At 39.5% G+C, this 21,081-nt stretch carries 18 protein-coding genes and 1 pseudogene; 14 read left to right on the top strand and 5 right to left on the bottom strand.

Going from position 1 to position 21,081, the window contains the following annotated elements:
- Positions 1 to 108: 108 nt before the first annotated feature.
- On the bottom strand, positions 109 to 681 hold the full coding sequence (locus B3B27_RS08250; RefSeq protein WP_256448708.1) for a S26 family signal peptidase: 573 nt from the start codon (positions 679 to 681) through the stop codon (positions 109 to 111).
- Complete coding sequence (locus B3B27_RS08255) at positions 668 to 796, bottom strand: S26 family signal peptidase (protein WP_256448707.1); 129 nt, start codon at positions 794 to 796, stop codon at positions 668 to 670. Before B3B27_RS08255 ends, B3B27_RS08250 begins: the two co-directional genes overlap by 14 nt.
- A gap of 65 nt (positions 797 to 861) precedes the next feature.
- Here B3B27_RS08255 and B3B27_RS08260 point away from each other — a divergent pair, with 65 nt between their 5' ends.
- The 14 genes and pseudogenes from B3B27_RS08260 (at position 862) to B3B27_RS08325 (ending at position 16,037) form a co-directional block, all read left to right on the top strand.
- Positions 862 to 1,122, top strand: coding sequence for a hypothetical protein (locus tag B3B27_RS08260; protein ID WP_238866498.1), 261 nt, complete (start codon positions 862 to 864; stop codon positions 1,120 to 1,122).
- 376 nt (positions 1,123 to 1,498) lie between these two features.
- Positions 1,499 to 1,933, top strand: coding sequence for a LexA family protein (locus B3B27_RS08265; RefSeq protein ID WP_238866496.1), 435 nt, complete (start codon positions 1,499 to 1,501; stop codon positions 1,931 to 1,933).
- The gene (locus tag B3B27_RS08270) at positions 1,933 to 3,186 is read left to right on the top strand and encodes a Y-family DNA polymerase (RefSeq protein WP_238866494.1); all 1,254 of its coding nucleotides are present in this window, start codon (positions 1,933 to 1,935) and stop codon (positions 3,184 to 3,186) included. Before B3B27_RS08265 ends, B3B27_RS08270 begins: the two co-directional genes overlap by 1 nt.
- Positions 3,187 to 3,460: 274 nt before the next feature.
- Positions 3,461 to 5,695, top strand: a complete 2,235-nt coding sequence (locus B3B27_RS08275; RefSeq protein ID WP_238866492.1) for a patatin-like phospholipase family protein — start codon at positions 3,461 to 3,463, stop codon at positions 5,693 to 5,695.
- Between the two features lie 610 nt (positions 5,696 to 6,305).
- Complete coding sequence (locus tag B3B27_RS08280; RefSeq protein ID WP_238866489.1) at positions 6,306 to 6,893, top strand: TetR/AcrR family transcriptional regulator; 588 nt, start codon at positions 6,306 to 6,308, stop codon at positions 6,891 to 6,893.
- Positions 6,894 to 6,964: 71 nt separating this feature from the next.
- Complete coding sequence (locus tag B3B27_RS08285) at positions 6,965 to 8,248, top strand: TolC family protein (RefSeq protein WP_238866488.1); 1,284 nt, start codon at positions 6,965 to 6,967, stop codon at positions 8,246 to 8,248.
- 41 nt (positions 8,249 to 8,289) lie between these two features.
- Positions 8,290 to 9,186: an HlyD family secretion protein gene (locus B3B27_RS08290; protein WP_238866486.1), complete on the top strand. Its 897-nt coding sequence runs from the start codon at positions 8,290 to 8,292 to the stop codon at positions 9,184 to 9,186.
- 100 nt (positions 9,187 to 9,286) lie between these two features.
- Entirely contained in the window at positions 9,287 to 10,189 is a 903-nt protein-coding gene (locus tag B3B27_RS08295; protein ID WP_238866484.1) for an ABC transporter ATP-binding protein, read from the top strand.
- A 23-nt stretch (positions 10,190 to 10,212) separates the two neighbouring features.
- Positions 10,213 to 10,929: pseudogene (locus tag B3B27_RS08300) on the top strand (ABC transporter ATP-binding protein); the annotation flags it as partial.
- Positions 10,930 to 10,987: 58 nt separating this feature from the next.
- Entirely contained in the window at positions 10,988 to 12,094 is a 1,107-nt protein-coding gene (locus B3B27_RS08305; protein ID WP_238866481.1) for an ABC transporter permease, read from the top strand.
- 136 nt (positions 12,095 to 12,230) lie between these two features.
- Positions 12,231 to 13,367: an ABC transporter permease gene (locus tag B3B27_RS08310; RefSeq protein ID WP_286847273.1), complete on the top strand. Its 1,137-nt coding sequence runs from the start codon at positions 12,231 to 12,233 to the stop codon at positions 13,365 to 13,367.
- Positions 13,368 to 13,442: 75 nt separating this feature from the next.
- The gene (locus B3B27_RS08315; RefSeq protein WP_286847275.1) at positions 13,443 to 14,354 is read left to right on the top strand and encodes a phospholipase A; all 912 of its coding nucleotides are present in this window, start codon (positions 13,443 to 13,445) and stop codon (positions 14,352 to 14,354) included.
- A gap of 270 nt (positions 14,355 to 14,624) precedes the next feature.
- The gene (locus tag B3B27_RS08320) at positions 14,625 to 14,936 is read left to right on the top strand and encodes a hypothetical protein (RefSeq protein ID WP_238866478.1); all 312 of its coding nucleotides are present in this window, start codon (positions 14,625 to 14,627) and stop codon (positions 14,934 to 14,936) included.
- Between the two features lie 69 nt (positions 14,937 to 15,005).
- The gene (locus tag B3B27_RS08325) at positions 15,006 to 16,037 is read left to right on the top strand and encodes a lipopolysaccharide kinase InaA family protein (protein ID WP_238866477.1); all 1,032 of its coding nucleotides are present in this window, start codon (positions 15,006 to 15,008) and stop codon (positions 16,035 to 16,037) included.
- Positions 16,038 to 16,203: 166 nt separating this feature from the next.
- On the opposite strand, the gene B3B27_RS08330 is transcribed toward B3B27_RS08325, so the two are convergent.
- Genes B3B27_RS08330 through B3B27_RS08340 form a run of 3 tightly spaced genes read right to left on the bottom strand, consistent with a single transcriptional unit; the run spans position 16,204 to position 20,806 of the window.
- Positions 16,204 to 16,914, bottom strand: coding sequence for a LytR/AlgR family response regulator transcription factor (locus B3B27_RS08330; protein WP_238866476.1), 711 nt, complete (start codon positions 16,912 to 16,914; stop codon positions 16,204 to 16,206).
- The gene (locus B3B27_RS08335; protein WP_238866474.1) at positions 16,889 to 17,983 is read right to left on the bottom strand and encodes a sensor histidine kinase; all 1,095 of its coding nucleotides are present in this window, start codon (positions 17,981 to 17,983) and stop codon (positions 16,889 to 16,891) included. The genes B3B27_RS08330 and B3B27_RS08335 overlap by 26 nt, the downstream gene beginning before the upstream one ends.
- Positions 17,984 to 17,995: 12 nt before the next feature.
- Positions 17,996 to 20,806 carry a TonB-dependent receptor gene (locus tag B3B27_RS08340; RefSeq protein ID WP_238866472.1) on the bottom strand — a complete coding sequence of 937 codons (2,811 nt, stop codon included), beginning with the start codon at positions 20,804 to 20,806 and terminating at the stop codon, positions 17,996 to 17,998.
- Between the last annotated feature and the right edge of the window lie 275 nt (positions 20,807 to 21,081).

Raw genomic sequence — 21,081 nt, forward strand, 5'->3', positions numbered from 1 at the left:
GCTGTTTGTTCTATAGGTCACAAAGAACGTGTCTAGCAGTTAAAAGAATGACAACTTATGCTCCTAAGAAAAAGCGTTGAGATGTTGTTAAAATTCTGTTCTTGGGGATTATTCTATCTTTTTGAATACCCTATTCCATCGGATTTTAACGGAATAAGGCTCTTTTGATTTCCAAATAAAGGCGGCCTTACCCACAATCAGATCATCGGGGAGTAAGCCCCAATAACGGGAATCCTGCGAGTTTTCTACTTTGTCGCCTCCCATAAAATAATAATTGTGCGAGAAAATATACGATGGAAGTGGAGTAGCATTGTCCCACAATGTATCTTTGCTGAGGGTAAGCGGATAACCTTTCTCCCACTCTATTATTTTTTTATATAAAAGGCTGTTTGTTCTCTCCAACACTATTTTATCTCCTTTTCGGGGGATGTACAGCGGTCCAAAATCTTTTATATTCCAATTGAGTGTGCTATCCCAAGGGAATGTGTGAAATACACCATCGGGCAACTGTTTTTTTGTTTTTCTGCTTAGTGCCCGTTCGGCGGTTACATTTCCATAATTTTTGCTTGTATCGGAATTTACCACGTAAAATCCGTTGATTATTTGGAGTGTATTGCTGGGAATTCCAATACACCTCTTTCCCTTCCACGGCATCGAACAGATCGAACTACCGGGCGCCATAAGCCAGTTTGTTTACCCATACGTAATCGCCGGGAATGATTGTAGGCTCCATGGAATCGGTGGGGATTTTGTACGAACCGAAAACAAATACGCGCAGCAGGATGAAACTAAACACCAAAATTGAGGTGTAGTAGAAGCATTGGCTGCTTTTCTTCTAATGTGCAAGCACAAAACTACAAGTTGAAAAAGCAGAAATACGATTATAAGATGTACGTACCACAACCGGGAGACAAACACAACCCTATTGTGATGGGATTTTCCTCTTACTTTGTGCCCGGATTGGGACAAATGCTAAGCGGTGAAGTTGGACGTGGATTAGCTTTTTTGGGAGGTACTTATATTGAAAGAAGAATGGTGGCATCAAAGCCCATGCCATCATCCGTTATGAAGATAACCAACCCTGTTTCATTTGTTAAGATTCTATCTCAATTCTACCTTTAACGAGAATTATTTGGAATATAAATAATTATGTATTACTATTGCATACACTTTTTGTTCATACCGAAAAGTGCGAGGCAGAAATGCCGATAATTTTTTTCTTTATAAAAATTTTTAAAGTTATTAATTACTTGCGATGTCCGTATGAGAATATAGATATCGCTTTTTTATGGTTTTGTTTAAAAAACCTATATAAAACTTACCGGGAAAGTTGCACTTCTAAATTTAACTTAGAATGTTTTTAAAGAAAATGAGTGCTTATTCCAAATCACTGTTGTCCGATAAAACTTTTTTGAATGGCGGCACGAGACAGTATAAAAATAAAAAATAGCATTAAAATTATCATTCCCATATAATAAAAAAACCTTACATTTGTTCCATGCAAAAGGAACTGAACACCCAGAAAATTGAGCTGATCCATCATAAAAGCTCTGAACAAAAATATCCTTACATAGGAAATGTTCAGGCCGGATTTCCTTCGCCGGCGGATGATTTTTTCCACGATTATATCAGCCTTGACGAGTTGCTGATAGACCATAAGGAGACAACTTTTTTTGCCAGGGTGGCCGGTAGTTCCATGAGCAACGATTTCAACGACGGGGATCTGCTTATCATAGACAAAAGCCTGGAGTGGGAAGAAAACAAAATTGCTCTTTGTTTTATCAATGGAGAATTCACATTGAAACGGATAAAACTAAAGGACGGGAAATGCTTCCTGGTCCCCTCTAACCAGGATTTTCCCCTTATCGAGGTTAATTACGAACAAGGTGTAATCATCTGGGGAATTGTAAAATATTCAATACGCAAACATTGATGTACGCGCTGGTAGACTGCAATAACTTTTATGCTTCGTGCGAGAGGGTGTTTAATCCCACGCTGAACGGCAAGCCTGTTGTTGTTCTTTCAAACAACGACGGATGTGTTATTGCTCGCTCCAACGAAGCTAAAAGCATTGGAATCCCGATGGGTGCACCGGCCTTTGAGTATGAATCGGTGTTCAGGCGAAATGATGTGAAGGTGTTCTCGGCGAACTTTCCACTCTACGGAGACATGAGCCGCAGAGTGATGAGGCTGTTGTCCGGTTTCACCCCCGAACAGGAGGTCTATTCCATCGATGAATGTTTCCTGAACCTCGGCGGGATCGATACAGACCTGCAACAATATGGCCTGCAGATGAAAATGCGGGTAGAAAAGGGCACGGGCATTCCCATAAGTATTGGCATAGCGCCGACAAAGGCACTTGCTAAGGTGGCAAACCGTATTGCGAAAAAATTCCCAAAGGAGACTGGTGGCAGCTATGTGATCGATACCGAAGAGAAAAGGATAAAAGCCCTCAGATGGTTGAAAGTGGAGGACATTTGGGGCGTGGGGAGAAGAAACGCAAAAAAACTTTATGCCATCGGTGCTGAAAGAGCGTTCGATTTTGTCCTGCTGCCCGAATCATGGGTGCTCAAAAACATGACGATCACCGGATTGCATCTTCAAAAGGATTTAAAGGGAATACCCACGCTCGAAATGATACCTGTGGAGAAGAAAAAGAGCATCGGCACCACCCGTACCTTCGAAACGGATCTCCGCTCCTTTGATGAGGTGAGAGAGCGTATAACCACTTTCACATCGATGAGTGCCGAAAAGTTAAGAGAACAGCGATCTCTCTGCAACAGAATGGTAATTTTCCTTGAAACAAACCGGTTCAAGGAAACTGAAACGCAATATTTCCCATCAATACTGATAAGACTGCCTTTCCCTACCAACTCCACGCTGGAGTTGGTGAAGTTTGCCAACATTGGATTGAAACAGATATACAAGCAGAACATCTATTTCAAGCGCGGGGGGGTACAGTTGATGGATTTTGTTGATGCCAATGAGTTCCAGCCATCCCTCTTTTTCAACTCCGATCTTAGGCACAAAAAACTGATGGAGGCAATCGACGGATTAAACCGGAAATACCACAAAGAGGTGGTTCGACTTGCCACCCAGGACACACGAAAGCACAAGATGCGGCAGGAGCTCCTCTCTAAACATTATACCACCGACATTAACGACATAATTACCGTAGAATTATAATATTCTGAGTCCGTATTAAAATATCTGAAAAACGGAACCACCCTAATGACATAAGGTTTTTTTAAAAAAACTACTGACCGTTTAAATCGCTACTAAACCTTAATTATACTTTTAAATGCTGATATTTTGTGTTAATTTTGCATTTTTATTTTATAAGTAATAGCAGGCATTTTTACTGATGTTACACTATTTCGGATTTTCGGATAATTGCATCGGGATTTTGATCATTCTGGCCTTATATATTTGCCGTTACTTAAATTCTATATAACAGGAGATGAAAAAACTGACTACAATATTGATGATCATCGGTTGTTTTGCTTTTGCCGCTATGGGACAGGAGCAGCAACGCAAACAGGAGCAGCAACGCAAAAAGGTGGGAGTGGTGCTAAGTGGCGGATCGGCAAAAGGATTTTCACATGTGGGCGCATTAAAGGTGTTGGAGAATGCCGGTATTCCCATCGACTATATTGCCGGTACCAGTATGGGGGCTGTAGTGGGAGGACTATACGCAGCAGGCTACAGTGCAAATATGATTGATTCACTTATCCAGATTCAGGATTGGAGCTATCTTATGCGCGACAATATTTACCGTGAGAACCTGTCTGCATCTCAGAGGAATCATCAAAAAAAATATATCGTATCCCTACCCTACAGGCTAAAACTTAAAGAAAGAAGCAGCAAGGTGAGCCTTCCACAGGGTGTTTTTACAGGGCAAAATCTATACAGCCTTTTTCTGAATATGACTATCGGCTATCAGGATGAAATGGATTTCGACTCTCTTCCAATCCCTTTCGGTTGTGTTGCAGCTGATTTGCTTACTGGTGAGGAGTTTGTTTTCAGGGAAGGAATTCTGCCCGAGGCCATGCGCGCAAGTATGGCTATTCCGGGCGTTTTTACACCGGTAGAGAGGGACAGCATGGTATTGATTGACGGAGGTGTGATCAATAATTTCCCGGTTGATGTAGCAAGGAGTATGGGAGCCGATATTATAATTGGTGTAATTATGCCGTCAGATGAGAAATCAGTACACAGCCGTGGCAGTATTACAGAGGTTACAGAAAACATCTTTAATTTTATCGGGCAGCAAAAACTCCAGAAGAACATAAAAGATACCGATCTTATGATTTTACCACGTATCCACCCATATGGGTCCATGGATTTTCAAAGACCTGCCATCGACTCAATTATCTCTCGCGGTGAACAGGCAGCTATGGAGAAATGGGATGAGCTGATTGCCTTAAAAGAGTCACTTGGATTGGAGGATAGTAGTAAAATTGAAAGGGAGAATAAAAATCCCTATATCCATATCGATACACTTATAATCGATAATATACGCATTGAAGGTGTTTCACCTGTAGAGGAAAAGCAGATATTACGCTGGATCTCTGTCAAAGAGAATAGAGTAACTCGGAAAGATTTAGATGGCATGACCTCACGGATATATGCCAGCGGGCTCTTTTCACGTGTTTATTATCGTCTCGACGGGGATCAGCCTTTCGATCTTGTTTTTTTTGTCGAAGCTAAAGAATCAAATACCCTCAATATGGGTGCATACTTCGACACCAATGATATGGCGGCTGTTTTTGCCAATACAACAATTCGCTTAAGCACATCGCTGAATTCAATGATTGATATTACAGCACGACTTAGCCGCGATCCCTATCTTATGGCAGACTATTCAATAAACAGTGGCATCTTCTATAAGGCTGGCGCCAACTACAGGATCAGTAAAAACGATCTGAGTATATATGAAAGAGGCAAGCTTGAATATAAGATGTCGGTCAACCGAAATTCCCTGGATCTAAATTTTTCTGAATTATATTTTGGCAATTTCAGGCTGCATCTTGGTTCCCGGCTTGAGCATTTTCACCTTTTCAATGTCTTAGGGCGTATTGTAGATGAAAATTATACAAGAATAAAAGACAAGCTATATATAAACTATCAGCTCGATGGAGTTTATGATAATCTCAATACCACTTATTTCCCTTCATCGGGACAGTACTTTTCGTTTCGTTATTCAGTTAACACTGATAACTTCCTGAAGCTTGATAATGATTCGCCTTTAAGCATTTTGGAGATGAATTTTTACAAACCTGTTTATTTAGCTGATGGTATCTATATTACACCCCGTGTTACATCACGGTACATAATGAACGACAGCGTTCCCCTAATGTACCGTAACTTTGTCGGCGGCAGATTCGATGATCATTATTTACCACATCAAATTTCACTTCAGGGATCATCAGGAATGGAGATTTTAGACAATATGGTGTTCTCTGCTGATATAATGGGGCACTATAATTTCAAACCGAATAACTATCTCTATGCAAATGTAAACTATACTGTACATAATAATCATGTTTACAACCTTTTTGATGGTAAATCATATTTTGGGGTCAACCTTGGTTACTCCTATCTTTCAATTGTGGGCCCCCTTAGAGTTGAGTTCGGATATTCAGGCCTTTCACGTAAATTCCACCCCTTCCTGAGTCTCGGGTATTATTTATAAATACATCAACCGAAGATTGTGTAATTGTATCAGTTACTGCGAATTGGACAATATTGTTATCTATGATGAGATAATGCTTCGTTAGACCTTCATCTTTAATGATGATAGCCAATATGTTATGCCTAATTTTCAAAAGAGCCATGCTTTCTTGATTTTCAGGGAATTATGATAACTATTTTAAAAGATTACCAAAGTATTGATGACATTAACCTGGAATATTTTATTTACAACTTTTGCATGTAACCATTAAATGCAATTATAGCTTGAAGATATGATATATGAATGTTTTTTGTTAAAACAAATGTATATTTTCAGGTAGGGAGGGGAAGTACTTTGGAAAAAACAGCAGACTGTCTCTAAAATGGCAGACTGTCCCTAAAACAGCAGACTATCCTTAAATGAGCAGACTGTCCCTAAAACAGCAGATTATCTTTAAATCAGCAGACTAAATTTCAATTTATTAAGAATAATGTGACTGATTTTACTTTAAATCATAATAATAATAAAAAAGCATATGAAATATATCTAATGATTAAACATTTGATTAAAACATTTGTTTAACCAAAAGACAAGATATAAATTTCTCATGATCAAGAAAAATTAATGAAGAATGGAGACTAATACAACAGAACAGAAAATTATCAGGGCAGCCGATAAAATATTCACACAAAAGGGGTATGCTGCCACAAGAACAAGAGATATTGCTGAAGAGGCAGGTGCCAATCTGGCACTTCTTAATTATTACTTTGGTAGCAAAGAGAAGCTTTTTAAACATGTGGTAAGAGAAAAGCTAAAGATGTTACTTGGTGCAATGGGGCCAATTTTATCTGATGATAATATTTCTCTTGAAGATAAAATAATGTCTATCACTGAAGGATATACCAATCTGTTGCTTGAAAATGAGGAACTCCCAATTTTTATACTTAATGAATTGTCGGTAAACAAGGAACTATTTGTGGAAATAACACAAAATACACGGCAGATTGCTCAACCGGTTATTGAAAAGCAGTTGAAAGAGAAAGGTGTTGAAATATCAGCAACTGATCTGATAATTAACACGCTTAGCCTTACTATGTTTCCGTTCGTTGCTAAGCCGTTGATAATTTCTTCGGGATTGGTAAAGGATGAAAAATTTAAAGAGTTTGTGACCGAAAGAAAAGATAAAATCTTACGATGGATAACAAGCATAACCAAATAAAGAGATAAAACCAACATGATCAAAGATTACATCTGACAATAGTATAATAAATATAATAAAGAGATGAAAATATGAGACCAAAAACATTTCTGTTATTCTTAGGATTGATCTGGCTAAACATTATACTGGCATCGGGACAGGTCATCACACTTGATGAAATGCAGGTAAAAGCTAAAACAAACTACCCTGCAATTGCAAGATACAACATTATTGAAAAAACTAGGGATTTCAGCATAGATAATGCAAACAGGGGGTATCTCCCGCAGGGTTCTATAAGCTCACAGGCAGCCTGGCAGTCAGACGTTACAAAAATCGACCTGGATCTTCCGATTGAATTTCCTTCCATTGAAATTCCTGTACCAGATCAGGATCAATACCGATTAGTGGCTGAACTGAACCAGACTATCTGGGATGGAGGCAACATTACCGCTCAGAAGAAGAGCCTGACAGCTAACTCTGAACTAGAGATTAAAAAACTGGATACTGAAATTTACGCTTTGAGAGAGCGTGTAAACAATCTCTATTTCGGTATACTACTAATGAAGGGAAATCTGCAGCAACATGAAATCCTGGAAAAAGAACTGCAACGCAATTACGATAACGTACAGGCCTATGTGCAAAATGGTGTGGCAAACGTTTCCGACCTCAGCACGGTTAAGGTGGAACAGCTGAAAGCGGGACAGCAGAAAATCAGCCTTGAATCCACACTTGATGCATATATCCGGATGTTATCGGTGATGACGGGAGAGCCACTTGATAAAGATATGACTTTTGTAAAACCAAACCCCGAAACCGATTTAATATCTCCTATCATCAACCGTCCAGAATTAAAGATGTTCAACGCGCAGGAGGAAGCTATTGAGTCGCAAAAATTGCTATTAAAGGCTAAGAATATGCCGAAGTTGGGAGCCTTTGCACAGGGTGGCTACGGAAAGCCGGGATTGAATATGTTCGATAACGAATTTTCACCTTACTTTTTGGGTGGAATCCGCCTGATATGGAACTTTGGAAATTTGTATACATTAAATAACGATAAAAAAATTATTGATTTACAAAAAAAGGCAGTGAATACTCAAAGAGAGGTCTTTATGCAAAATTTGTTTATGCAGATACCGCAACAGCAGATAGAGATAGAAAAATATAAAAAGACAATGCAGGATGATGATGAAATCATTCGCCACCAAACATTTATTCGCAAGGCAGCAGAGGTGAAGGTGGAAAATGGCACACTTACCGTTTCGGACCTTATGAGAGAGATAAATGCTGAAGAGGCTGCCAGGCAATCCAAAACGCTTCACGAAATTCAATATCTAATGTCGGTTTATTCACTGAAACATTCAACTAATCAGAACTAAAAGTAAAACTATAAAAAAAGTAAACAAATAAATATAATCATATGAAACCAAATTTTTACTTGTTATCTGCATTATTAACCCTCCTCCTATTTTCATGCAGCAAAGGCAGCGGTGAATATGACGCTACCGGATCGTTCGAAGCTACAGAAATTATTGTCTCGTCTCAGGCAAGCGGATGTATTCTGGAATTAAACGTAAACGAAGGAGAACAATTGCAAATGGGACAGATAGTAGGCCTGATAGATAGCACCCAGCTCTACCTTCAAAAGATGAGCCTCCTTTCAAGTGTAAAAGGGGTACGTGCCCAGCATCCAGATATTGAAGCACAGACAGCAGCTTTACAGGATCAGATAAAAACATTGAAACGGGAAAAAGCGCGGGTAGAAAGATTGGTTGCCGCAAATGCTGCCAATCAAAAACAGCTTGACGACATTGAATCTCAATTAGAAGTTGTGCAGAGTCAGCTATCAGCACTGACATCCACATTGCAAAAAAACAGTGCCAATATTTCTGCACAAAGCTCCACTCTAGATATTCAGATTGCACAACTTGAAGACCAACTGGAGAAAACCCGTATCACTTCACCTATCTCAGGCACTGTACTTAACAGGTATGTCGAGGCTGGTGAACTTGCTACCATGGGTACTCCCCTCTTCAAAATTGCAGATACAGGCACGCTGTTCCTGAGGGCTTATGTGACAAATGACCAGCTTGCACTGATTAAACTTAATGACGAGGTAACAGTAAGGGTAGACAACGGTAAAGGAAATATGAAATCATACACGGGTGCAATCATCTGGATATCAAACAAATCAGAGTTTACACCCAAGACAATACAGACTAAAAACGAAAGGGCTAACCTTGTATATGCCTTAAAAATTGCTGTTCCAAATGATGGTTATCTGAAAATAGGCATGTACGGCGAAGTCAAATTCTAAAAAAAGAGAAGAAAAAACTCCACTACACATTTGTAAAAAGAATGCTCTTACTCTGAAAGAAAAATAATATGGACCTGTACGTCCTGTTAAAAACAACAAAATGATCGAAGTAAAAGATTTACATAAGAGTTACACCAAAGGTAAGGTGAACGCACTGAATGGAGTCACTTTCTCTGTCAAAGATGGGGAAATATTCGGAGTAATTGGCCCGGATGGCGCCGGTAAATCATCGCTCTTTCGCATTCTTGCCTCACTCTTGCTACCCGACAGTGGAATAGCTTTGATGAACGGACATGATGTAATAAAAGATTACAGGGAAATCAGGCAGATAATCGGCTATATGCCTGGTCGGTTCTCTCTCTATCAGGATCTGAGCGTGGAAGAAAATCTGACATTTTTTGCCACCCTTTTCAACACCACCATAGAGGAAAATTACCATCTGATCAAAGATATTTATCAGCAGATAGAACCCTTTAAAAACCGGAGAGCAGGAGCGCTTTCGGGAGGTATGAAGCAGAAGCTTGCATTAAGCTGTGCCCTAATTCATAAGCCGGAAATCCTTATCCTTGATGAACCCACTACAGGGGTAGACCCGGTTTCGAGAAAGGAGTTCTGGGATATGCTGAAACGACTGAAAGAGCAGGGCATAACCATCCTGGTTTCAACTGCATATATGGATGAAGCCGGTAGATGCGACAGAATAGCCCTGATGCGTGAAGGGGAGTTTATCGCGAACAACACCCCACAAGGAATTATCGATGATTACGCCGAGACATTATGGTCGGTGGAAGGAACTGGGATGTCAGCATTACTCAGTGAGCTCCGTTCTCATTCCAAGATAAAAAGCAGCTTCGCTTTTGGAGACAAGATTCACGTCACAGTTGAAGGCGGGCTAAAAACCGGAGAGCTTAAAGAATACCTAACAAAAAAAGAATTCAGCGACGTAAGAATTGATCCTATCCAGCCTACCGTGGAAGATTGTTTTATGGCATTAACCATTTGAATATGAAAAAAGTAATTAAAATATCGAACCTAACGAAAAAGTTCGGCAATTTCACGGCAGTGGACCATATATCATTTGATGTTGAGGAGGGAGAAATTTTCGGGTTTCTCGGTGCAAACGGAGCAGGGAAAACCACTGCAATGCAGATGCTTTGCGGTATCAGCATGCCGACAGCGGGAGAAGGGACTGTAGCGGGATACGATATCATTAAAGAGAATGAACTGATAAAACGGAATATCGGGTATATGAGCCAGAAGTTTTCTCTTTATGAAGATCTAAAAGTATGGGAAAATATCCGCCTTTTCGGTGGCATTTACGGCCTTACCGACAAGGTGATATCAACAAAGACCGATGAGTTGCTTAAAAGGCTCGATTTTAAAGATGAACGTAACACGCTGGTGAAATATCTACCCCTTGGCTGGAAGCAGAAGCTGGCATTTTCTGTCGCCATTTTTCATAAACCGAAAATTGTCTTTCTGGACGAACCGACAGGTGGAGTCGATCCGGCTATGCGGCGACAGTTCTGGGAGATGATCTATGAAGCAGCCGACCAGGGAATCACGGTATTTGTAACCACGCACTACATGGATGAAGCAGAGTATTGCAACCGGGTCTCAATAATGGTAGACGGCCGCATCGATGCCCTGGATACACCGGCAAAATTACGTGGCCATTTTAACGCCGGCTCAATGGATGAAGTATTCAGGCAGCTGGCACGAAAAGCAAAACGGGGCGATTAAGCCGACAATGCCCGTACCTATCGCAACGGCTGCAAATTGATATTTAAAACATCAAAAAATGAAACAATTTATTGCATTTGTACGCAAAGAGTTTTATCATATTTTCCGTGATAACAGAACACTTCTCGTAATACTTGGCATGCCGGTAGTGGAGATACTGTTATTCGGATTTGCTATCAATATGGAAGTACAAGACATTCGTGTGGCGGTTTACGACCCCACCCCCGACACATTCACTAATGGCATTGCTGAACGTATCCAGCAGAATGCCTATTTCAATTATCTTGGGAAAGTGTACTCCATGGAGGAGATGGGGGAGTTGATGCGTAAAGGAAAACTAGATCTGGCAGTGGTATTTCAGCAAAATTTTCAGGAGGACCTGGTGCACTCAGGTGATGCAGCTGTGCAGTTGCTTTCAAACAGCTCCGATCCAAACAGGGGATCTATAGCTGTTACCTATGCAACTGCAATTATAGCCGGATATCAAAGGGAGCAAACGGGGCTGATGCAGATGCCGTTTCAGATTTTGACCGAAAACAGGATGATCTATAACCCACTCATGAAGTCATCGTATATGTTTGTACCTGGTATAATGGGATTAGTGCTGATGATCATATGTACCATAATGACTTCAGTTTCCATCGTTCGGGAGAAGGAGAGAGGAACAATGGAGGTGTTGCTTGCATCGCCCCTGAAACAAGGGACTATGATCTTTGCCAAAACAATTCCATATATGGTTATATCCTTTATTGATTTTATAATTATTCTTCTTCTGAGCTATTTTGTTTTAGATGTGCCTGTTAATGGCAATCTTTTGCTGTTCTTTCTGATTGCGATCATCTACATTGCACTGACCCTGTCTTATGGACTGACCGTTTCAACGCTGGTGGATAAACAGGTAAACGCAGTTATTGTCTCGGCTATAACAGCAATGGTTCCAGTACTGATGCTTTCAGGGATGATATTCCCTATCGACAATATGCCGATGGTGCTGCAGGCTTTATCTACTATTGTACCTGCACGATGGTTTATTGAAGCAGTACGTAAAGTGATGATTCAGGGACAGGGATTAATGATGGTCTGGAAAGAGATACTTATATTAATTGGAATGATATTGTTCCTGTTAGTGGTTACAATCATAAATACTAAAAAAAGGCTGGAGTAAAGGTTTAACCAATTACAGATTATCAACAGATTATTAACATGTTGCCAGTGCATCATCAACAAATTATCAACAAATTATCAACAGTTTAATCCGTGCAAATCGGAACTGGAACATTATTACTGAATGGTTGAAAATTATGAAAACAATAAAATTCCTAATAGAAAAAGAGTTTAAACAGATGTTCAGGAATCCTATGATTCCAAAAATGATTGTTATGTATCCGGTTATGGTGTTGCTGGTGTTCCCGTGGGCAGTAAGTTTCGAAATAAAAAATATTAAAATTGATGTTGTAGATCATAGCAAGAATGTATATTCTAAAAGACTGACCGACAAAATTGCATCTTCTCGATACTTTATCCTTAACGACACTCCGCCCAATTACCAGACAGCAATGTTGAATATGGAACATGACGAAACAGATATGATCCTGGAAATACCCACTTCGTTCGATATGGATCTGGTAAAAAACAAAGCATCAGGAGTAGGCATGGCAGTCAACTCGGTAAACGGCACCCAGGGCCTGTTGGGTAGCAATTATATTATGCAGATTGTGAACGATTTCTCATCGGAACTGTTAGGTGAACTTATGCATACAATGCCTCCGCAATCCAGAGCCTCAATAATGCGAATGCCAAAAGTAGATATTGTTCCCCAGTTCAAGTTTAATCCTGCTCTGGACTATAAATTCTTTATGATTCCAGGTTTTATGGTGTTACTCCTCACACTTATCTGTGGCATTTTACCCGCACTGAACATTGTGTTGGAAAAAGAGAACGGTACCATTAACCAGATCAATGTGACCCCGGTAAACAGAATAGTGTTTATTCTGGCTAAACTTATTCCTTTCTGGATTGTAGGCCTTGTTGTCATGATAATTTCAGTCTCAGCATCATACCTGCTGTATGGGCTCTGGCCCACAGGAAGTGTTTTAGCTGTACTTTTCTCAGCTGTTGTCTTTATCATCTCCATATCAGGGCTGGGAATCATCATCTCAAACTATTCCTCAAATATGCAGCAGGCAAGCTTTCTGGTGATGTTCTTTATTCTTATCCTTATCCTGCTTGGCGGTATGTTTACCCCCATATCAAGCATGCCCGAATGGGCCCGGTTGATTGCATACGTCAACCCGTTTACCTACCTTACAACTACCTTTCGCATGCTCTATCTGAACGGGAGCACGTTGGCTGATGTATCGGGGAATCTGCTTAAATTGGGAGTAATTGCAGTAGTATTGAATGGTTGGGCAGTAGTCAGCTATAAAAAAAGAGGATAAACATTAGCCAACCGGCTCAGCCATACCCTAATTTTATGAAATTACGTACCATTTAAATAATAAAATTGCCCTACAATGAAACATAATTTTTTATTTAGTGTTGCGCTGATGATGTTTTTGTTAATTCCTGAAATAATGTCACAGCCTGAAGCAGCTCTTTCCGATTCAACAAAAAGGCCGCTCATGAATATTGTTGATTATTTAAAATCGAAAATAGAACAAGAGAGACAAGAATTGGTTATGACGGAAGGTGAGATTATCCGGTACATGGATGGTTTGCCCCCTTTTTCTATATATAAGGATAACTTTTTTATTACCGGCATCCCGCTCAACAAAGGAATAAACAGGGAAACAGCCGATGCTAAATTTCAACTCAGTATCCGCCACAGGCTTACATCAAGCCGATTGCCTTTCGATACTTTTCTATATCTTACTTATACTCAAAAATCGTTTTGGGATATCTACCGCGATTCTGCCCCATTCAGGGACAGCAACTATAACCCGGGCATCGGGCTTGGAAGATATATTATTGTTGATAACCGGCTGACTGGAGCAGCTTTTTTGCATTTAGAACATGAATCCAACGGCCGTGACAGTCTTGAGTCGAGAAGTACTAATTGGATTGGCTTCTCAGGAAAATATTTTTTAACATCGAATCTTGCTGTCGGTTTCAAAATTACAATTCCTTTTTTTACCGGTAAAGAAAACAGCGACTTGTACGATTACAGAGGAACTGGCTATTTCAACGCCGACTTAAAATCATCAAATAATAAATGGTGGCTTTCAGGCACATTCAGTCTTATAAAGAGCGTAAAGACAATCAATCTCAAACTTACTGCCAGTTATAAGATCTCAGACAGATTCAATCAATATATTTTTGGTGAACTGTACAGTGGTACGGGCGATAGTTTGCTCGATTACAAAAGGAAAGACTTGCAGTTAAGAGCGGGGATATGTATAAAGCCCGATTTTTATAATCTGTTTTAAATTTACTGTACTGAAAAGAGAAGTTGAAAATGAGAAAAACTGCAGCATTTTTATTAACTTTGCAACCTATTAAATTTTTCACTATATTTAATTAACACTTATATAATCAGGCAAATGGGCCATGTAATTAAAAGACAATTCTGCAGTTAATAATCAAGTAGTTACGTGTAATTCTTTGAAGTAATAGCGAGCAATTGTAAATATAAATCATGCTTTTTTTATTTTACCCAAACAGATTGTAACTGGGAGTACAGCAAAAAAATGAGTCCTATGAAAATTGCCATTTTTTATAAAAGAAATAAATTATGCCGCCTCTCTGAGAGTAATGTCAATGTGACAATTTTTGATCAGGAAAGCGAATCGGTAAATGGTGTCAAAAGCCTGTTTTTTGAAGAAAATTCGGTAAAAAATGCATTGCTTTTCTTATCAAACGAATCTATTGATATGATATATGTATCAGAAATTGACGATGAGACGGGAAATAGAATAAGAGAAGATGGTATTGCAATTAAAACTGCACATATGCTCTTGCAAGACAAACTTTTCAATACTCTTTCCCTTTCCTGCGGCAAATGTGACTAAAAGATCTGATTTTTATCAATTAATCTTATTTCTTAATAAAGAAATATTCTATTACAAATTTTTTTAAAGATGATCCTATTAAGCTTTGTGAAAAAACATCATGTCAATATTTTAATCAATCCTAAATATGAGCATTTGAGAAGAGATATTGAAACGATATCAGAAAATTTTAACAAAAAAGGAAAAATTATTTATAAAGGGCGCAATATATTAAAAAAGATGCGTCTGGGTTCAGAAAAAGTCGTGGTGAAGAAATTTTCCGTTCCAAATTTCATAAACCAGTTTATCTATTCCACATTTCGGCAGTCGAAAGCTGCACGCTCTTATTACAATTCCGCCGAAATTATTAATCGCGGTTTCATCTCACCAACACCTGTTGCGTATATAGAAGAGCGACGTTGGGGAAGATTGAAAGATAGTTATTACATTTGCATCTATGCAGAAGATTATAACTCTATAAGGCCATATCTGGACGGAACTTTACAAAATAATGCACTACTGAAAGCATTTGCTGAATATACCTCACAACTTCATTTGCGGGGAATTATTCATAAAGATTACAGTCCCGGCAATATTTTATGGAAGTACAGTGAAGAGAGTCACAACTATTTGTTTTGCCTTGTTGATGTAAACAGAATGAATATACATTCGTTTAACGACGAGTATTTCAAAAACCTTGAGCGATTATCTCCATTACGTGATATCACAACTATTATTGCAGTAAATTACGCCCAATATTCCCACATTGATAAAGAAGAAGCCATTCAGTCTGTAAATAACTATTCAGATAGTTTTTATCTAAAAAAAACATATAAATACACTTTAAAAGAGTTGCCGAAAAAATCTTTTAAATCGCGACGGAAAAATGTCAGGGCGCTATTTTTATATTTTGTTTATCGCCGGTTACGCCAATTAAAAATTGTATCACAGAAGCAAAAAGAGATTCTAAAAGAGAAAGAAATAAATATTTACGACAAGTATCTTCGCGAAAAAGATACCAGAGAGGTATTGCCTTTTCGATATAATTACTACGAAGAAGGGAATGAAGAGAATGAAGAGAATGAAGAGAACGAGGATAAAAGTAAAATAATGGCTCAGTAATTACAGATCACGGCAATAGAGATAATGAGCATGAAAACATTTTGCACAAACAAAACGCCTAAGGTGACAGTCCATAAAGAGGTATGAGAATGAAAGTTTCGGTAATCCGATCAAAAAAGCACAACTTCTTTCGTGTATTATAAGTGGATTATGGCAGAAGGTTTTGTTATTTTCTGATAGCAGAAAGAAACTGTTTGCGGTAGGTCTCTCCAACCGGAATCTGTTTTTTTCCTATTATAATACGGTTTTTATCAACGCTTGAGATTTTGTTTAAGTGAATGATATACGACCTGTGAACACGGATGAAACGCTCGGAGGGAAGCTCTTCCTCCAGCGATTTTAGGCTCATCAGAGACAAAATAGGTTTTAAACTGCTTTCCGTGTAAATCTTCACATAATCTTTTAACCCTTCAATATACAGCATATCGTCGTACAACACATGCAAGAGGCGATATTCAGATTTAACAAAAATGCCCACATTCTCTTGTACAGACTCACTATTTGATTTTGATTCTGTCATTTCAAACCAGTTCAAAGCTTTTTTTGCTGCGGCGAGAAATTCTGAAAAAGAGAAAGGTTTTAGCAGATAATCTATCGCATTTACTTTATATCCCTCCAAAGCATATTCGCTGAAAGCGGTGGTAAAGATAATACGTGTATGATTGTCAATGATACGTGCAAGCTCAATACCATTCACATCGGGCATCTGGATATCAAGGAAAAGCACATCAACTTTCTCCACTGCTATGTGCTTCATTGCAGAAAGTGCATTACTGTATTTGCCGGTAAGATTCAGAAAAGGGGTTCTCTGAACGTACGATTCCAGAAGCGACAAAGCCAGCGGCTCATCATCAACTATCCAACAATTCAATATCATCAGGCTCTTTTTTTGTATCAATCGCAAGTACAGTAGAATAAACATCGCCCTGAATTTTTATATTCCACTGATATCTGTCAGGGTAAAGCAGCTCAAGTTTTTTCTTCACCAGCTCCAACCCTATTCCACTGCCGCTTTTATCTGAAACCGATTTTGGGAAATAACTGTTTCTGGAAATAAACTCCACTTTTCCGTCAGGATGCTCTTTTAGCGAAATTTCAATAAACGACGGTTTGTCTCCACTTACACCGTGCTTGAATGCATTTTCTATCAAAGATATAAAAATTAGTGGAGAAATAAGAGTATTCCCAGTTTCCGAATAAGAGAATTCGGTTGTAAGCTTCACATTATCAGGTAGCCGTATACGCATTAACTCAATATAGTTACGCATGAAATCAGCCTCCTGCTTTAGCGGAACATAGGTCTGGTTGTTGTCATAGAGCAGATGTCGCAGCATCTTGCTCAGATCCACAACTGCTTGCTGCGCTTTTGGAGGATTAAACTCTATGAGCGCATAAATATTGTTGAGTGTGTTTAGCAAAAAGTGCGGGTTGATCTGGTTCTTAAGGTTCTGAAGCTCGGCTTCAGATTTTGCTTTTGCCAGCTCTTTCCGTTCGTTTTCCACCTCAAGCCATCTTACAGTCATCTTCAATGCAACACTAAGCCCGGTCATGAAAAAAAGAGAGGTGGAATTGCGTAATATAAAAATATACCTGAAACTGCTTCTTCTGTGCCTCCTTGGCCTAAATTCAGGGAGTAAAGAATCTATCACTCCTCGGCCATAATACATCAGGAAAGATACTGCAATAATGAGTAATAGATTGTAAATTATAAACTCTTTGTTTTTTCCTTTATACAGCAGCTTATCGATAAGAAAAAAATAGTTAAGGTAAAAAACCAGCATGAATCCCAGCATCTCGGGGAGTGACCTTAAAAACATGCGAAAGTTGAAAATCCGCTCGGGATCGGTAAAAAAGTAGGGAAGAATAAATATCACACCCCACAGAAGGATATGTACAAACACATTGTTCCAACTTACCTTCTGTTTTTGTTGTAATACCTGTACCATATTGTAAAAAAATTAAAATATGTTAGGGCCTCTTCTTTCACCATGGCCATGGCCTCCAAATCTTCCGCTACCTCTTTCAGGTATCATCTCTTCCCTTGTGGCGCCTCCTTTGAATATATTGAACCTATAAACAAAGTGCACCATGAAATAGCTTGTGAGCGTGTTTGAAGTAGTATCACGTATATAGTTCGATGTTACGCTTCTGTTAATATTGCTGCGCTGTTGCAGAATATCATATATCTTAAAACGGATGGTACCGTTCTTTTGTTTAAAAAGTTGCTTCTGAACAGATGCATTCCATAACCATTCTTTCTGCTGGAATCCATCTGCATATCCGGAGTTTGTTGAATAGTTGATATCACTCTCTATGGTCAGGTCCCACGGCAGATAGATTGATGTATTGGCATTTCCGCCATAGTTGAAATAGTTTTGATTGTTCTGTATTTTAATAGTGTTTGACACGCTATTGTAGCTGATGTTTCCCCGAACACCAAAATCGAACAGATCAGACCGATAATTCAATCCCAGCATCTCAGACAGGTTGACGCGCTTATTCAGATTTTTCTCATTGTTTGAAAATCCGTTTGTATGGTTGTAACTTGCAAAAGACATTGAAGAAACTGAAAATTTTATATTCCTGAGTGGCACATTAAACATAACACGGCCATTGACATTCCAGTTACCGGCAACGTTCTTGTAAGTGGTCTCCTTTCTGCCGGTATTGATATCGGTAAATGTTGAAGACACGATATCGTTGGTAAGATAGCCACCGTTCACAAAAGCTGCGATGGAGCTCGCCTTTTCGGGATTCGACATCCTGTACCTCAAGCTAAGTTGATGTTGAAAAGAAGGCTTTAGGTCGGGGTTGCCATAGCGGATATTCAACGGGTCAGAGACATCAACCACGGGAGAGAGTTGCGAGACCGACGGTTGGTCGGTATTTCCGAAATAGCGTATCTGAAGATTCATGGTTCGACTCCAGCGATAGTTAAACTGAGCCATGGGTGCATAGTTTATAACCTCTTGACTGGCATCATGAATTAAATCTGTTCCGATAAATGTTTTACTACGTGAGCTGGACGGCTGCACTGAAAAGCCTAACATATAGTCATATTTCTCTCTTATTGCCCTGAAGTTCAATCCCAGGTCCTGATTCACGAAGTTGTTCTCCAGCCTTTTGCTGTACAACGAATCCAGTACAGTATAGTTGCCTGTTTCGTCCTTTGAGCGGGTGTCTTTGTCAGATTCAGATATGTTCTGTCGATACCGGTATGCAAGCTGAAGGAAGTTATTTCTGCCTATAGGCTCCACGTATGAGAAATATCCGCTCCAGGAGGTGTTGTCGCTGGTATTTGTAAAATGCTGATCTATGAGATCGTCGGGACGCGGCCCTTTGTAAAAAGTGGCAGAGACGCTTGTTCCCTTATTATCAGATTCACCCCTGTTTGCACGCAGTTGAGCACTCACTACCCTGCCAGCTTTTCCAAGTTTGCGACTTATATCAAGATTTCCACCGTAGTTCTTCCCGTCTCCTTCTGAAAAGTACCTCGAATCACCATGGTTAACAGTATCGCCCGACAGCTCAACTTTGGTAAGGAAATGGCCCTCTTCATCGCGGGTATTGTTATAAAATGAAGCTTCGGGACGGAAAATTATGGTAGTGAATGAGTCCGGGTTCCATTCAACCCTGAAGTCCATATTGAAATTCCGGCTTTTGTTGTTCGACCTGTTACTCTCGCTCTCCAGTGTATTTCCGGCGCTGAGAATGTTCTGTGTAAATACATCGGACTGAACATCGGTATCGGTATATCCGTAACGGGCATTTCCCCCGATCTTGAATTTTGAGGTAAATTGCTTGCTGAAGTTGCTTCCTGCATTTACAGAGGTTGATATTCCGTCTCTGCCGCCGAACATGCGCATTCTCCCTCCACGGCCACCCATACTGCCGAACATTGCCGAAGCAAGGTCTGAAAAACCTGCATTATTAGTATTGTTGACACCTCCTAAGAATGTAAATTGGTCCTTGTTCTTCATATAGTTAAGCATTCCATTAGCTTCATACCGGTCCTTGCTTCCGTAGCCTGCAAAGGCATTTCCAAAAAGCCCCTCTTTCATGCCAGGGCGCACCATCAGGTTAATAACATTCTCTTCCTCTCCATCATCGAATCCGGTCATCTGTGCCATTTCTGTTTTTCTCTCAAGCACCTGAAGCTTTTCAACCATTTTTGCAGGAAGATTTTTAGATGCCACTTTCGGGTCGCTGCTGAAAAACTCCTCTCCATCCACCAATATTTTTTTTATCTCCTTCCCGTTTACTGTTATCTTGCCATCATTATCCACTTCCACACCCGGCATCTTTTTTAGCAAGTCTTCAACAACCGCACTTTCAGTTACTTTATAGGAATCCGCATTGTACTCCAACGTATCACCCTTTACAGTTATTTCAGGCGCTTTTGCAGTTACCACAGTCTCCGATAAAAGTATGTTGTCAGTACTTATTGAGATATTTCCAAGCTGTACCGAGGAATTGCCGGAAGTTACATTTACATTCTTATACACATCGTTATATCCAATGAAAGAGATATGCAGGATATATGATCCGTATCTTACCGGAATGGCAAACAGGCCATTGGAGCCGGTTGCTTTTCCTGTTACAAAGGTGCTGTCTGCCTGCCTAAGTATCCTTACATTGGCAAGAGGTACAGGCTCTTCGGTTTCCTTATCAATAAGCTTACCCGATATGGAACTATTAGTTTGCGCCTGCAGTGGGTACATAAAAGAGTATAGTAACAAAAAAGTTGCTATAAAACATATCTTCTTCATATTATTTTCTGTTGAATTATTGATATGATGAAATCAATTTTGCAGACAAAAATAATAACACCCGGATGCCTTGACAAATCAAATAGATAAACCGAACTATTTTATCGACCAATTGCGACTTTTACTCTCTGAACCATTCAAAATAACCGTGATAAGAGTAGTCACAATAAAATGTGTTCAGCTCAATACCAGTAACTACTAAAACTTTAAGGTGATATTTTTACAGCAATAATTAACAGGTCGATAATTCCAGTGATGGTTATGTGACGTGATGG

The organism is Proteiniphilum sp. UBA5463 (assembly GCF_002427225.1).
Lineage (GTDB): Bacteria > Bacteroidota > Bacteroidia > Bacteroidales > Dysgonomonadaceae > Proteiniphilum > Proteiniphilum propionicum.